Source organism: Pseudomonas sp. E315 (assembly GCF_055406205.1).
Window position 1 is genome coordinate 47813 of sequence record NZ_JBUZPJ010000006.1, and the last position, 14791, is coordinate 62603.

The 14791-nt window shown below is 57.8% G+C and carries 13 protein-coding genes; 2 read left to right on the forward strand and 11 right to left on the reverse strand.

From position 1 onward, the window contains the following. Window positions 1-34: 34 nt before the first annotated feature. The gene (serB, locus tag ACZRJQ_RS10750; protein ID WP_463978335.1) at window positions 35-1249 is read right to left on the reverse strand and encodes a phosphoserine phosphatase SerB; all 1215 of its coding nucleotides are present in this window, start codon (window positions 1247-1249) and stop codon (window positions 35-37) included. 132 nt (window positions 1250-1381) lie between these two features. On the opposite strand from serB, the gene ACZRJQ_RS10755 reads away from it, so the two are divergent. Continuing rightward, window positions 1382-2917: an AhpA/YtjB family protein gene (locus tag ACZRJQ_RS10755; RefSeq protein ID WP_463978336.1), complete on the forward strand. Its 1536-nt coding sequence runs from the start codon at window positions 1382-1384 to the stop codon at window positions 2915-2917. A gap of 123 nt (window positions 2918-3040) precedes the next feature. Here the strand turns inward: ACZRJQ_RS10755 and ACZRJQ_RS10760 are convergent, their stop codons facing one another. The 9 genes from ACZRJQ_RS10760 to ACZRJQ_RS10800 all read right to left on the reverse strand — a co-directional run bounded on the left by ACZRJQ_RS10760 (window position 3041) and on the right by ACZRJQ_RS10800 (window position 12313). Continuing rightward, window positions 3041-3745, reverse strand: a complete 705-nt coding sequence (locus ACZRJQ_RS10760) for a PqiC family protein (RefSeq protein WP_463978337.1) — start codon at window positions 3743-3745, stop codon at window positions 3041-3043. A gap of 179 nt (window positions 3746-3924) precedes the next feature. Beyond that, the gene (gene parC, locus ACZRJQ_RS10765; protein ID WP_463978338.1) at window positions 3925-6189 is read right to left on the reverse strand and encodes a DNA topoisomerase IV subunit A; all 2265 of its coding nucleotides are present in this window, start codon (window positions 6187-6189) and stop codon (window positions 3925-3927) included. 11 nt (window positions 6190-6200) lie between these two features. Further along, a complete protein-coding gene (locus ACZRJQ_RS10770) occupies window positions 6201-6722 on the reverse strand; it encodes a retropepsin-like aspartic protease family protein (RefSeq protein WP_463978339.1) in 522 nt (173 codons plus the stop codon). Next, window positions 6719-7699 carry an esterase-like activity of phytase family protein gene (locus tag ACZRJQ_RS10775; RefSeq protein ID WP_463978340.1) on the reverse strand — a complete coding sequence of 327 codons (981 nt, stop codon included), beginning with the start codon at window positions 7697-7699 and terminating at the stop codon, window positions 6719-6721. The genes ACZRJQ_RS10770 and ACZRJQ_RS10775 overlap by 4 nt, the downstream gene beginning before the upstream one ends. Then, a complete protein-coding gene (gene parE / locus ACZRJQ_RS10780; RefSeq protein ID WP_463978341.1) occupies window positions 7699-9603 on the reverse strand; it encodes a DNA topoisomerase IV subunit B in 1905 nt (634 codons plus the stop codon). Before parE ends, ACZRJQ_RS10775 begins: the two co-directional genes overlap by 1 nt. A gap of 52 nt (window positions 9604-9655) precedes the next feature. Continuing rightward, window positions 9656-10264 carry a YqiA/YcfP family alpha/beta fold hydrolase gene (locus ACZRJQ_RS10785; protein ID WP_463978342.1) on the reverse strand — a complete coding sequence of 203 codons (609 nt, stop codon included), beginning with the start codon at window positions 10262-10264 and terminating at the stop codon, window positions 9656-9658. 110 nt (window positions 10265-10374) lie between these two features. After that, complete coding sequence (cpdA, locus tag ACZRJQ_RS10790; protein WP_463978343.1) at window positions 10375-11190, reverse strand: 3',5'-cyclic-AMP phosphodiesterase; 816 nt, start codon at window positions 11188-11190, stop codon at window positions 10375-10377. 62 nt (window positions 11191-11252) lie between these two features. Then, complete coding sequence (locus ACZRJQ_RS10795) at window positions 11253-11705, reverse strand: DUF1249 domain-containing protein (RefSeq protein WP_463978344.1); 453 nt, start codon at window positions 11703-11705, stop codon at window positions 11253-11255. Next, complete coding sequence (locus tag ACZRJQ_RS10800) at window positions 11696-12313, reverse strand: NUDIX domain-containing protein (RefSeq protein WP_463978345.1); 618 nt, start codon at window positions 12311-12313, stop codon at window positions 11696-11698. Before ACZRJQ_RS10800 ends, ACZRJQ_RS10795 begins: the two co-directional genes overlap by 10 nt. A 222-nt stretch (window positions 12314-12535) precedes the next feature. Here ACZRJQ_RS10800 and ACZRJQ_RS10805 point away from each other — a divergent pair, with 222 nt between their 5' ends. Next, window positions 12536-13282, forward strand: coding sequence for an RsiV family protein (locus ACZRJQ_RS10805; RefSeq protein WP_463978346.1), 747 nt, complete (start codon window positions 12536-12538; stop codon window positions 13280-13282). Between the two features lie 89 nt (window positions 13283-13371). Here ACZRJQ_RS10805 and cytX read toward each other — a convergent pair whose 3' ends face one another. After that, on the reverse strand, window positions 13372-14637 hold the full coding sequence (gene cytX, locus ACZRJQ_RS10810; RefSeq protein WP_463978347.1) for a putative hydroxymethylpyrimidine transporter CytX: 1266 nt from the start codon (window positions 14635-14637) through the stop codon (window positions 13372-13374). Window positions 14638-14791 lie beyond the last annotated feature (154 nt).

The window sequence follows — 14791 nt, forward strand, 5'->3', positions numbered from 1 at the left end:
ATCGCAGCTTTCGCCAGCGCTTACAGGTCAGGGATTAGCCCTGGCTGTTGCGGTCGCGCTGACCCAACAGGTACAACACACCATCAAGCCCCAATGTTGAAATCGCATGCTTGGCCGATTTTTTCACCAGCGGCTTTGCACGAAACGCGACACCCAACCCGGCAATGGCAAGCATTGGCAAGTCATTGGCGCCATCACCGACCGCAATGGTCTGCTCCAGGCTCAGGCCTTCCTTTTGTGCCAGCTCGCGCAGCAAATCTGCCTTGCGCTGAGCGTCAACAATCGGCTCGACCGCTACGCCTGTGACCTTGCCGTCGACCACTGCCAGCTCATTAGCAAACACGTAATCAATGCCCAGCTTGGCCTGCAACTGTTTGGCAAAGTAGGTAAAGCCGCCAGACAAGATCGCAGTTTTGTAGCCCAGCCGCTTAAGCTCAGCGAACAGCACTTCTGCGCCTTCGGTCAAACGCAACGATGCACCAATGGCGTCCAACACCCCTACGTCCAGACCTTTAAGCAACGCCAGACGCTCTTTGAAGCTGGCCTTAAAGTCCAGCTCGCCAGCCATTGCGCGCTCGGTGATTTCGGACACCTTGTCACCCACACCCGCTGCCTTGGCCAACTCGTCGATCACTTCGGCTTCGATCAGGGTCGAGTCCATGTCGAACACCGCCAAGCGGCGATGACGACGGAACAGGGTGTCTTCTTGTAGCGCGATATCCACGTTCAGCTCTTGAGCCAAATTGAAGAACGCTGTGCGCAAACTGGCAATGTCAGTCGGCTCGCCACACACACGCAACTCAATGCAGCTTTTGCTCAGATGAGTCGGGGCGTCCAGCGGTACGCGCCCTGACAAGCGATCGGTCTGCTCAATGTTCAGACCGTGCTGACTGATCACTGACGTCACGCGCTGCAATTCATGGGCTGTCACTCGGCGACTCATCAGTGTCACCACATGACGCTTCTGGCTTTGCTCATTCACCCAATGCTTGTAGCGGTCTTCAGTAATAGGGTCAAAACGCAGTTGCAGGCCCTCTTTGGCAATCAGAGGCTGGATGCCTTGAAGCACCGACGCTACCTGCTCGGCTTGCGCAATTTCAACCAAAAAACCTAACGACAAAACACCGTGGATGACGGCCTGACCAATGTCGAGAATGTTCACACCATTGCTGGCCAGTACGCCGGTAATGGCTGCAGTGAGACCCGGACGGTCCTCACCCGTGATGTTTATCAGGACGATTTCGCGCAAGGCACACCCCCATTCACTAAAAAAAACGCATTCTACCCACTTTCAGTGACCATCGGGCATCGCCAAGGCTTTGCCGCCTCAGGGCTGCTCGCTATACTGCGCTCCAACTTAACGGACTAAGAGCCGCGCTCAGTGAACCGGCCATTGCCTGTCAAAACCGATAACTTCTTTCTGCTGATCTTCCGGGCCCTGCGCGATCGTCGCATTCCGCTTGCTCTGCGTATTGCCAGCCACAACGTGATTTTGGTCGCCTTGGCGTTGGTCATTTACGCGGTGGTCATGGGCCTGCAATTCAAGCAAGCCATGCACGAGCAAGCCGATGCGCTGGGGCAGAGCCTGACCACGCAAACCGCCACCTCGGCAACTGAACTGCTGGTGTCCAACGACATCCTCAGCCTCAACGTGCTGCTCAACAACCTGACTAAAAACCCGCTGGTGGCCCACGCCGCTATTTATAGCGTCGATAACCGCATCCTCGCCGAAGCCGGTCAGCGCCCCAAAACCGGCTTGCTGGGCGAAGCCGAAGGCGTTTATCAAACCAAGATCACCTTTCAGGATGTAACGGCCGGGCACCTGCGTATCAGCCTGGACATGAACCAGTTCGAACAGCCGATGACCATCAGCCTGCAAAGCATGGGCATCCTGAGCGCCATTTTGCTTGCACTGGCGCTGGCCTTGAGCCTGCGTTTGGGCCGGCACATTACGACGCCTTTGCTGCAACTGCGCGTGTGGTTGCGCGAACCAGACCCGTACACACCTGCGGTTAATCGCCAAGACGAAATCGGCGATTTGGCACGTCAACTGCACACCCGTCTCGCACCTGCGGCGCCAGAACCGGAGCCAGAGCCAGAGGCGGATTACGACGAAGAAGAGGCCGAAGACAACGAGCCAACCTTCGAAGTGCGCAGCCTGCGCGACCCTACTTTCGACGAAAAACCGGCCATGCCCGCCCCTAAAGCGGCACCGCGCCAGTTAATCAGCACCGAAGAAGACGAAACCGACGAAGAAGACCCGTTCGCTGACCTGCGTGACAGCAGCCCAGCCAACGCTGCACCCACGTCGCAGGCCAAGCCGCAACCGGTGGTTCCATCAGTGCCACAACCAAGCGCCGTCCTGGCGGTGCAATTGGGCGCACAGGAACAACTGCGACGCTTACCCCGCGCCCGCTTGATGGAACTGCTGCAGCGTTATCGCGATTGTCTGGATCAGGCCGCCTCTCTGTATCAAAGCGAACTGCACACGCTGAACGATGGCAGCACATTGATGTTGTTCCACAGCGAAGACAGCGGCGACGATTACCTGACTAACGCCATCTGCTGCGGTGAACTGCTGCGCGCTCTGGGGCACGCCTTGCAAATCGAAGTGGCAGACAGCGGCATCACCTTACAATTGCAGTTGGGCCTGGTGCTGGGCGAGGGCCTCAGTGGTTTGAGCCAGATCGACCTGCTGCTGACCGAAACCGCGCAAGACGCCCTGGCTCTGTCGCAACACAGCCGCAACCTGCTGCTGGTTGAGCGTCAAATCAGCGACGATCCGCTGATCCGTCAACGCGCACGTATTCGCCCGATTGCCAGCCCAGAAGGTGCTTGCTGCGTTGAGCGCCTGATGGAGCCCTACCCATCAATGCTCGAACGCCAACTGGCGCGCATGCACGAGACTCGCGAGTAAAAAGCCTGCGACAGCTGTTGCGAAAACAGGGCCTGCGCAGCCATTGATTGCGCGACCAAGGCCCTGAAGTTATCCACAAAAAATCCCGCACATGTGCGGGATTTTTCGTTTCGGCCGACAGGCTCAGAAGCGGAACACTTCCATGTCAGTGCGAATCGGTGAAGCCATAGGGATTCTTGGCTTTTCGACATCTGCCTTGGGTGCAGGTTTTGGCTCCGGCTTGCGGGCTTCAACCACAGGCGGTTGGTTGGCCAGCGGCTTGAGTGCTACCGCTAATTGCTCGCTCAATTGCTGTAACAACTGGCCTTGGGCCTTGACCTGATCTGCCGTGCTGCCTTCGTGCGGCTGCTCCAGATGGATCATGCGGTTGTCACGTACTTGCCCGCGACGGTCGATCAAACGCCATTGAGCATCCAAAATAGCGGGCTGCGACTTGCCAGAGTCAAGTCGGGTAATCGACAGCAAGACTTGCACATCAGGGGTAAAACCCGCAGTGGCCGGGGCCAGCACGACGCGCTGACTGTCAAGCCGCCACGCCAGTTGGCGTACCAGCAGTTGATCGATGTCCGCCGACAAGCTGCCCGCCCAACGACCATCAGTGGCAGCACTCAGGCTGCCATCGGCCTGACGCTGCAACAGGGTTTCACGTTGCAGGTAGTCAGCCACGGTCACCGGGCCAAGCAATACGGCCATGCCAGCGCTTTGCGTTGGCTGGCCTGGGGTACCGCTGTCTAGCTGATACAAGGACGCTGGCTGGTGCACGCTGCACCCCGCCAGACCAAGCACACCAGCCAGCAACACAATTAAAGGAAGGCGCAGAACGTTCATCATTCCATCCAGGTGGTCGCGAATGGGCGAGCCACAGTGTGATTCTCGAGAAATTCGTAGGGCACATCGCCATGGGCGTGGCCTCAAGTGCGCCATATCATCCGCGAATATCAGGCACGACTCCAGCGCTGTTGCGCCGATCTACGCGATAAAACGCAGATCGAGCGCTCTAAACAGCCTTAATTGGGAGTTTCTACCAATAACGCGTCGACACGCTGGAAGCCGCGAGGCAATTTATTACCCCGTCGCCCACGCTCGCCTTTGTAGTGTTCAAGGTCGTCAGCCTTAAGCGACAAGGTGCGCTTACCGGCCTGCAACACTAATGTCGCGTTGTCCGGCAGTACCGCGATGTCGGTAACGTACTCTTCACGGCTTGCCACGCGATCCCCGGGAATGCCGATGATCTTGTTGCCTTTGCCCTTACCCAGCTGCGGCAAGTCGCTGACTTTAAAGATCAGCAAGCGCCCTTCAGTGGTCACAGCGGCCAACCAGTTGTGCTCGCGATCAGCCACCGGACGCGGCAGCATGACTTGCGCGCCTTTTGGCAGGCTGAGCAACGCTTTACCCGCTTTGTTTTTGGCTTGCAGGTCTTCACCTTTGACCACAAAACCATAACCGGCATCAGAAGCGATCACGTACAGCGAGTCGTCTTCAGGCAGCAATACGCACTCAAACGTTGCACCCGGTGGCGGCGTAAGACGCCCGGTCAACGGCTCGCCTTGGCCCCGTGCCGACGGCAAGGTATGCGCTGCGACCGAGTAACTGCGCCCGGTGGAGTCAATAAACACGGCAAACTGGTTGGAGCGCCCGGCCGCAGCGGTTTTGTAACCATCCCCGGCCTTATAGGACAAACCAGTCGCATCAAGGTCGTGACCTTTACCGCAACGTACCCAACCTTTTTCAGACAGCACAACGGTAACGGGCTCAGTCGGTATCAGCTCGTTTTCCGACAGGGCTTTGGCTTCTGTACGCGACACAATCGGTGAACGGCGGTCATCGCCATAGGTGTTTGCGTCGGCCAGCAACTCAGTGCGCACCAGCTTCTTGAGCTTGGTCTCGCTGCCCAGCAAAGCTTGCAGCTTGGCTTGCTCTTTACGTAGCGCGTCCTGTTCGTCGCGCAGTTTCATCTCTTCAAGACGTGCCAATTGGCGCAAGCGCGTGTCGAGGATGTAATCGGCCTGAGTTTCAGTCAGACCAAAGCGCGCAATCAGCTCCGCTTTGGGGTGTTCCTCGGTACGAATGATGTGAATCACTTCGTCCAGGTTCAGGTACGCGGTGAGCAAACCGTCCAACAGGTGCAGGCGGCGCTCGACTTTATCGAGGCGGAACTGCAAGCGGCGGCGCACCGTATTAATACGGAACTCCAGCCACTCCACCAACAAAGCGCGCAGGTTTTTCAGCTGGGGCTTGCCGTCCAAACCAATGATGTTGATGTTGACCCGGAAGGTCGACTCCAGCTCAGTCACAGCGAACAAATGCTGCATCAGCTCATCGAGATCTACCTTGTTGTTACGCGGAATGATCACGATGCGGCATGGGTTTTCGTGGTCTGACTCGTCGCGCAAGTCAGTCACCATCGCCAGCTTGGTCGGCTTGGCTTGCATCAGCGCGGCGATTTGCTCCAGCACCTTGGCGCCGGACACTTGGTGCGGCAACGCCGTTACAACAATGTCGCCGTCTTCAACGTGATACACGGCACGCATGCGCACCGAGCCGCGCCCCGTTTGGTAGATCTTCAGCAGATCCGCGCGCGGGGTAATGATTTCAGCTTCAGTCGGGTAGTCCGGGCCTTGAATGTGTTCACACAATTGCTCAACGGTCGCCTTGGGCTCGTCGAGCAAGCGCACACAGGCGGTAGCAACTTCACGCAGGTTATGTGGCGGCACATCTGTGGCCATACCCACCGCGATGCCAGTGGTGCCATTGAGCAGGATATTCGGCAAACGTGCAGGCAATACCGCAGGTTCGTCCATCGTGCCGTCAAAGTTCGGCACCCAGTCAGCCGTGCCCTGGCCCAGCTCGCTGAGCAGCACTTCGGAGTAACGAGACAAGCGTGCTTCGGTGTATCGCATGGCCGCGAAGGACTTGGGATCATCCGGCGCACCCCAGTTACCCTGACCATCGACCAAGGTGTAGCGATAGCTAAACGGCTGCGCCATCAGCACCATTGCTTCGTAACACGCCGAGTCGCCGTGCGGGTGGAACTTGCCCAGAACGTCACCGACCGTACGGGCCGATTTTTTGTGCTTGGAGTCTGCGTCCAACCCCAATTCGCTCATGGCGTACACAATACGCCGCTGTACAGGCTTAAGACCGTCGCCGATGTGCGGCAAGGCCCGATCCATGATCACGTACATGGAGTAGTTGAGGTAGGCCTGTTCTGTGAAGTCGGCCAGTGACCGGCGTTCTACGCCGTCCAGGCTGAGATCAAGGGAGTCGCTCATGCGGACCTCATTCAGTTCGTTGTCTGGCGCAGCAGCATGGTGCCGCCGCGCTGAGTAAATTCAAGTTTTTTCAAAGCGCTCATGCCCAGCAGCACTTGTTCGCCTTCAAGCCCCGGAGCCGCCACGGCACGCACGTCGCGCAGCACAATGGCACCCAGTTGCAGGCGATCAATTTGAGTTCGGTAACCCTGAGCCCGGCCATTGGCGGTGCTCAAGGTAACGGGCGCGCCTTTGGGCAGCGCCAGTTGCTGGGCCAAATCCAGCGGAACCGCCACATCGGTGGCTCCGGTATCGAGTAAAAATTGCACGGGCACGTTGTTAATTCGTCCGCTGGCAACAAAGTGCCCCTGCGTATTGCCCAGCAACGTGACTTCGATATAACCCTCGCCTTGCTGCGAGGAGACCTCGGTGTTGGGGTTTTCTTGATGCTGCTCCCAGCGCCCGAAAAACTGGGTCGCCAAATACAAGCCGGCGCACCAGGCCAGAATCATAAAGATGCGCCCTGCGCCCTTACCCGGTGCTTGCTGGCTCATGATTTGGCGCCCCAACCACCTTGTGGCGCTGCAAAGCGCCAAACAACAGGCCGCTTCTCGCCATCGGCGCGCACATGGTTGCCGTTATCAACACCGATCCACACGCCCTTGGCATCCAAGCTCAAAGCCTCCGCGTTGCCGTAAGCCGATTTGTATCGGCGGGCATCGGTTAATGCGTCATTGGCAAATGACCAGCAGCGCTCAACTTCGCCCGTGCTCGGGGTGCGACGGCAAATGCGATAGGCCATGCGCTCAAGGGTGAACAACTTGCCCTCAAACAACGCCAGATCGGCAAAGTCCTTTTGTTGCGCCCGAACTTTGAGCTGTGGCGGGGCTTGCTCAAGCCCGCCCTCGCTCATCAAGACGCAGCCGCCCTCGCACTCCCACACACTCTGCTGCTTGCGAATGGTCAATAAACCCCGGCGTTCACGCTCGGCAGCCAACCAGATTTGATTGCCTTGCGGGTTGACAGCAATGCCTTCAAACAGCGCATTGAAATGCAGCAACATGCCGCTGGCGCGCGCTTGTCGCACCAGCGCCGAGTCGATCTTGAGCCACGCAGGTGAGCCCGTTTGCGGGATGTTGAGCACCGCCGCATAAGACTCGCTGACCACATACCGATTGCCCGCGTCGTCGCAGGTAATCCCTTCAAAATCCAGATCGCCGCCGCGCAACGGGCTAATGGCTTTACCCATCATGCGCACGCCCCAGGGCAAGCCGCTTTCAGGAGGCGACGGCACATTAAGGGCCAACGGCTCGGCGTGCCACAGGGCATAGCGGGTATCAAGGCGATAAATTTGATCATCATCGCGATCAGACACCGCCCACATCTCGCCCTGACACAGCGCCAGCCCCGACAGGTTGCGACCGCGCATACCTTCAACCGGATGCTCGGCCTGCAACGCCAGCTCAGGCCAGGCTTGGGCCATTACTGGCGTTGCGACCACACAGAGCAACGCCAGCAAGGCACTGCGCATCAGGCCAGCACCTGCGCGAGGTTACCTTTGGATTCCAGCCAGGACTTGCGATCACCTGCGCGTTTTTTAGCCAGCAGCATGTCCATCATTTCTGAGGTAGCGGCAAAGTCTTCCAGCGTCAGTTGCACCAAGCGACGGGTGTTCGGGTCCATCGTGGTTTCACGCAGTTGCGGAGGGTTCATTTCACCCAGCCCCTTGAATCGCGTGACCTGCGGCTTGCCGCGCTTTTTCTCGGCTACCAGACGATCCAAGATCCCGTCACGCTCGGCTTCGTCCAGCGCGTAGAAAATCTCTTTGCCCAGATCGATCCGGTACAAGGGTGGCATGGCGACATACACGTGACCGGCGTCCACCAACGGGCGGAAGTGCTGCACAAACAATGCACAGAGCAAGGTCGCAATGTGCAAACCATCGGAGTCGGCGTCGGCGAGGATGCAGATTTTGCCGTAACGCAGCTGGCTGATGTCTGCCGCGCCGGGGTCAACGCCAATGGCCACGGCGATGTTATGCACTTCCTGACTGGCCAGCACTTCGCTGCCATCGACTTCCCAGGTGTTGAGGATCTTGCCGCGCAACGGCAGGATCGCCTGAAACTCCTTGTCTCGTGCTTGCTTGGCCGAACCGCCAGCGGAATCACCTTCGACTAAAAATAGCTCCGAACGCATCGGGTCTTGCCCGGCGCAGTCCGCCAACTTGCCCGGCAAGGCCGGGCCTTGGGTGATGCGCTTACGCTCTACCTTTTTGCTGGCCTTAAGCCTGCGCCCGGCGTTGTTGATCGCCAGCTCGGCCAGTTGCATGCCCAGTTCGGGGTTGGCGTTGAGCCATAGGCTGAACGCATCTTTAACCACACCCGACACAAAAGCCGCCGCTTCACGCGACGACAGACGCTCTTTGGTTTGGCCAGAGAACTGAGGCTCTTGCATCTTCATCGACAGCACAAAAGCAATGCGCTCCCAGACGTCTTCAGGCGCCAGCTTCACGCCACGCGGCAACAGGCTGCGAAACTCGCAAAACTCACGCATCGCATCAAGCAAGCCCTGACGCAAACCGTTGACGTGGGTGCCGCCTTGCGCCGTCGGGATCAGGTTGACGTAGCTTTCCTGCACGCTGTCGCCGCCTTCTGGCAACCACAACAGCGCCCAATCGACGGCTTCTTTATTGCCGGCCAAGCTGCCGCAAAACGGCTCGTCGGGCAGGCGTTCAAATTCGCTGACCGCATCGACCAAATACGAGCGCAGGCCGTCTTCGTAATGCCACTCGACCTTTTCGCCGGTGCCTTTGTCTTCAAAGGAAACCAACAAACCGGGGCACAACACGGCCTTGGCCTTGAGTACGTGCTTAAGGCGGCTGACCGAAAACTTGGGCGAGTCGAAGTACTTAGGGTCTGGCGCGAAGTACACGCTGGTGCCGGTGTTGCGCTTGCCAACAGTACCGACGATTTCGAGGTCGGTGGCTTTGTAGCCATCGGCGAATGTCATTTGGTATTCGTTGCCGTCGCGCTTGACCTTGACCCGAACCTGAGTCGACAAGGCGTTGACCACCGAAATCCCCACGCCGTGCAGGCCGCCGGAGAACTGGTAGTTTTTGTTCGAAAACTTGCCGCCCGCGTGGAGCTTGGTCAGGATCAGCTCGACGCCTGACACACCTTCTTCGGGGTGAATGTCCACGGGCATGCCGCGCCCGTCATCACTGACTTCTAGCGAGTGGTCGGCGTGCAGAATGACTTGCACCGACTTGGCGTGCCCGGCCAAGGCTTCATCGACGCTGTTGTCGATGACTTCTTGGGCCAAATGGTTTGGCCGACTGGTGTCGGTGTACATGCCGGGGCGCTTGCGCACCGGGTCGAGGCCCGAGAGGACTTCGATGGCGTCGGCGTTATAAGAGCTAGCGCTGGGAGTGGCCATAAGGTCTCGTCGTTAGTCGTAAATTAAAAATTAGAGCCATTCGATGTGCGCCTTACAGCGCCGAAAAGTCGATGGCTTGATACTGTTCTGCACCGATCCCGGCAAAAGTCAGCAATGCAGGCAATTGCGCTGCGAACCCCTGGTAACTGTGATCGCCACCGGCCTGAATGCGCAAGGCACACGCTGCGTAGTACTTTTCAGCGAGACGGTAGTCCAGGGTTTCGTCGGCGGTTTGCAACCACACCTGATAACGCTGCGGGTCTTGGGGCGCCGCCACTTCCAGCTCAGCCAGAGCGGCCACGTGATCGTGGGTCAGCTCCCAGGTTTCGCCGCTGTAGAGGTTTTTTTGCGTGCCCAGATAACCGTCGAACATCCGATGCGGGCTGACGGCCGGGTTGACCAGCAAGGCTTTAAGCCCTGACTGCTCGGCCAGATACGTCGCATAGTAGCCGCCGAGCGAGCTGCCGACCAGCAATGGCCGGCCCAACTCGTTGATGGCCGCTTGCAATTGGGCCATCGCGTGGCGCGGATGATGATGCAAAGCGGGCACACGCAACTGATTGCCAAGGCCAATGCGCTGCATCAACGAGGTTAACTGCGTAGCTTTCTTCGACTCGGGGGCGCTGTTGAAACCGTGGATATACAAGATGGAACCCGACATGCAATCACTCCCGAGTACAGATTTAGCTGAACGCAGCATCAATAAAGACGCGCAGTTTAGCCTGAAGCAGGGGTAATGACTCGCTTCAAGATATTTCAGTCACCCAGGATTCAGTAATTGTCGGCGCTGTAATCGGGCTCAAACTCAAAGCTGGGCAAACGCGACACATCCGTTTGCAAAGTGCCATCAGGCAGCAAACGCAGCCAGCGATAGCCGGGCGCTTCACCGCTGACCTTAAAGTCCTTGCTACCCGGCGCAAACTGAAAGCAGGTAGAAGGCGTTGCCAGCAGCCTGACCCCGTTGCGCTGTTGGTCAAATGGCTGGTGAACATGCCCCCAAAGAACGGCTTTTACCTGCGGAAAACGCTCCAGCACGGCCCAAAACGCATTGGCGTTCAACAGACCAATCGGCTCAATCCATTCACACCCCACAGGCACTGGGTGATGGTGCAGGCTTATCAAATGATGGCGATCAGGTGCTTCGCTCAATGATTGCACCAACAACTGAAGCTGACCGTCTTCCAGATAGCCATGACTCTTCTTGCTCACGTTCGAATGCAGCAGCGTGATACGCCAGTTCCCGATATCAACCACCGGTTCTAGCAGACGGCTTTGCACCGCCGCTTCGCGCATATGGGACACATCATCATGATTGCCCGGGATCCAGCGGGCCGCTGCCGCAAGCGATTCGGTCACCTGCCGAAAATGCTGGTACGCCGCAACGCTGCCGTCTTGGGCCAAATCCCCCGTGCCCAACAGCAAATCGACAGACGGCTGCTCAGCACGAACCAGCTCTATGACCTGATGCAAGCTTTGGCGGGTATTGAGCCCCAGTAACGAACCATCCGCGCTGGCGAACAAATGGCTATCGGACAGCTGCACCAGCAGCACCGGGTCTTCGGTGGTCAGCGTGGATACACTCGGCAAGTGACTCTCCCGGTAAAAATCAGTCAGCAAAAATAGGCAGGGCAAGTTCGCGCCTGCAGGGCTTAACGCACTTCAGCGTATTCATGCCCGCAAGCCAGGCAATGGCTGAGCCACTCACCTAAAAACACATTGAGCTGCGCTTTTTCGTCGGGCTGGTGCATGGCTACATTGGGGTAAGGATAGATGCTGCGAAAACGCCGTGCATGTTCGGCGCCAATCACCTCGGCCATGCGGGCGTCGTGGTAAACCTGCACCTGCAATTCGGGCACCGGCAACCACGGCAAACTGTGTTCCTGACGCACACGCAAGGTGCTGGTGTACGGGCAGTCGAGTATCACCTCAAGGGTCAAGATGCCGAGCATCTGATCACCCTGGGTCACGGCGATCTGGCGTGCAGCAGGCTGTTGACGCATGTCGGGCAACAAACGCATCAGGCGTGCGTAATTGGCCTCGCAGGCTGCCTGCAAGCCAATCAAGTCAACCCGATAACGGTCGCGCGCCTTTTTTACACCCATAGCCCCCTCACTTCAGCGCGATTAAGCGCCAGCCACTGCAGGGCAATAATGCTCGCCGCATTGGAAATACGTCCATCTCGCACAGCTTGAAGGGCATCTTCGTACGACCAAACGGTCACTCGAATGTCCTCCGCCTCTTCATCCAAACCATGCAAGCCGCCTGCATTCGAGCTGTCGCAACGCCCCAGATACACATGCACAAATTCGGTGCTGCCACCCGGCGACGGGAAATAACGCGTGATCGGCCACAACGACGAAAACGTCAACCCGGCCTCTTCCTGGCCTTCACGGTGACCAACTGCCTCGGGCTCCTCGTCTCTGTCGATCAGCCCGGCGACCAGTTCGATCAGCCACGGATTGTCGGTTTTACCCATCGCCCCCACACGAAACTGCTCAATCAGCACCACCTCATCACGCTGCGGGTCGTAGGGCAGTACGCACACAGCATCGTGACGAATAAACACTTCGCGACTGATTTCACGGCTCATGCCACCGGCAAACAGTTCATGGCGCAGATGAACGCGATCAAGCTGGTAAAAACCTTTAAAACACTCTTCGCGTTTTACGATCTCAACAGCGCTGGGCTTAGCCTTGGTGATGTCAGTCATTGAAAACCTCTTGCTGGCGGATTCACACCGGGGTGCCCCTCGGGATCGGGCATCCTAACGCGCCTGCACCTGTCGATGCAGCCCCTTTACTGACGCGGGGATAGACGGATCGCCTGCAAACCAACTCTAATTGACACTATTGAGCTTAGTGGCGAACTGACTTATCTGTCGGCAGTCCAAGCAGCATATTTTTCACCTTTCTTTCGTTGATGAAGGACGACCATGTCGCTTTTAAAACTTGCCTCCCTGACTTGTATCGCCCTGACGCTGGGCGCTTGCCAGAGCGTATTTCAACCTTCTGCCCCCAAACCGCTGGTGCCTGTACCAGACGCGTCTGAACAGGTCAAAGCTGGTTGCAGCGGCGATGAATGCCCGTTGGTCAACATCGAAACCCTGCACTTTGCCGACGCACCAAATCTTGATGTTTTGATCGAAAAACGCTTGCTGCAAATGACTCAAAACTCGCCGGACGCCGTTTTACCGACCTCACTTGAGGCTTACCGCGAGCAGTTTTTACGCACCGCTGACAGCCGCAACAGCACCTACTTGCAGGCAAAAGTGCGCGAACAACATGACGATCTAGTGATCATTGAGCTGTCCAGTTATCTGGACACGGGTGGCGCGCATGGCATGCCCGGACGTGGGTTCATCAACTACTCGCGCAAAAACCAAAAAGAAGTGACCTTGCAAGACATGCTGTTGCCGGGTCAGGAGCAAGCCTTTTGGGGCGCCGGTAAAGTAGCCCACAACAATTGGTTGATCAGCACAGGTCAGGGCAGCGATTCAGAGTTCGTCAAAAACTGGCCCTTCCAGAAAACCCCGCACGTGGCCTTGCTCAAGGACAATGTGGTGCTCAAATACGACGTGTACAGCATTGCGCCGTACTCCGATGGTCACATTGAGCTGAAAATCCCGTACTCACGCTTAAACGGGATTCTGAAACCCGAGTGGTTCCCGGGCCGCGGATAACCCCCCCGACTTCGCGCAGAAGCTGCCAAGGCGGCGATCTTTTGACCCTAAAAATCAAAAAATCGCAGCCTTCGGCAATTCCTACAAACTTAGTTACGCGTGCGCCCCAACACCCACTGCAACGCCCCGGCCAGCAGCAATGCAGGCAAGGTGGCGCCATATTCCGGGAGCAGGCTCGCCAGTACGTGATAGGTCATCACCCCGCCCAACCAGGCCAAAAGCGTCGTCCAGTGAAACAAGCCCGGCGTCACCTCGGCACTGCGTTTGCGCAAGATGAAGTGATCCACCAACACCACGCCAAACAGCGGCGCAAACACAGAGCCGATCAGTAGCAAAAAGTTTTGGTATTGCGCCAACGGCGCGAAACAGGCGATTAAGGTACAGACCACGCCTATAGCCAACGCAAGATGCTCGACTTTCAAACGCAACAGCATCCCGCTGGACACGGCCGCCGAGTGGATATCGGCAAACGCGTTTTCGGACTCATCCAGCAAAATCAGCAACAGCGGAACCCCCAGCCCCGCCCCCGCCAGCGCGAGCAGCAGCGCATTGACTTCACCACTGGGCGCGAACGCCAAGGTGTAAGCCACGCCCAAACTCATCAACCAAAAGTTGCCAATAAAGAAGCCCAGCGCAGTGCCGCCAAACACGCTTTTGGCCCGCTTGCCGAAGCGCGAATAGTCGGCGATCAGCGGCAACCACGACAGCGGCATGGCGATCGCAATGTCAAAACCCACGGCAAATGGCAGCGAGCCATCACCTTTTTGTGCCCACAATGCGGCTAAATCTGCTTTGGCGAACAGGTTCCAGGTCAACCACAGGCACGCAGCCAGCAGTAACCAGATGCCCCATTTGCGCAAGATTTGGCGCACAAAGGTCAACGGCCCACTCACCGCGAGCAACGTGGCTAATGCGCCGAAAAACAGCGTCCACACCATTGGGCTGCTGAGCCAGCTGCCTTCACTGAAGGCACGAGCACCGAGCAGGCTGGCCGCATCGCGCATCACGATGATCTCGAACGAGCCCCAGCCAATCAGCTGCAATACGTTAAGCAATGCGGGCAGGCTGGCGCCACGACTGCCGAGGCTGAGCTTGAGCGCGGCCATCGAAGACAGCCCCGTGTCGCTGCCGATCACCCCAACCGACGCCAGCAACGCGACCCCGACTAGCGTGCCCAGAAAAATGGCCAACAACGACCCCGACAGGCCCAGCCCCGGCGCAAGCAATGCGCCCGTCTGCAACACCATGAGGCCGATGCCGAGGGAGAACCACAAAGAAAACAAATCACGCGCACCGAACGCCCGCTGATTGGCAGGTACGGCGATATCCGGTGAATAGGTGCTGGGTGTGTTCAAGGCATGAATCTCAAGAGAGGAAAATAACCCTGTAGCCGCTGCCACAGGCTGCGATGGGTTACGCAGCGACCCCGCTTACCGATTAAAGCGAAGGTCCTGCGGCCCTTATCTCAGCCTGTGGCAGCGACTACAGGATTTGGCCAGTTGGACTGGC